Source organism: Streptomyces sp. CC53, from assembly GCF_001865245.1.
In the GTDB taxonomy this organism is placed as follows: Bacteria; Actinomycetota; Actinomycetes; order Streptomycetales; family Streptomycetaceae; genus Streptomyces.
This window is the reverse complement of record NZ_MKXB01000161.1, coordinates 1-347: the sequence shown is the minus strand read 5'-3', so window position 1 is coordinate 347 and position 347 is coordinate 1.

The window sequence follows — 347 nt, the reverse complement described above, 5'->3', positions numbered from 1 at the left end:
GGGGATCGTGTGTCGATCCTGACGCGGCCACGTTGCCGGGGTGTTGCGCGGGGGTGACGGCGCCTTTGGACCCGGCTCACGTCGCGCGGAGGGCGGCTGCCAGGTCGGGTGCGGCGGTCCGGGATCTCGCCGGAGGGTCTCACCGCGGTGCGGCCGCCGACACCCGCGTCGGGGTGCGGCCGGCAGCGGGCGCGGGCCCGGCGCGGCGGTCCGGGGCGCCGCCGCGGCCGGTGCCCGGCGGCCGCCGGATGAGGCGCGGCTGCTGCACGTCGGGGTGACGTGGTGCACCTCGGCGTCCGCGTCCCGCAGGCCCGGGTGGTCGGAGCACGGCAGCCAGACAGGCGGGG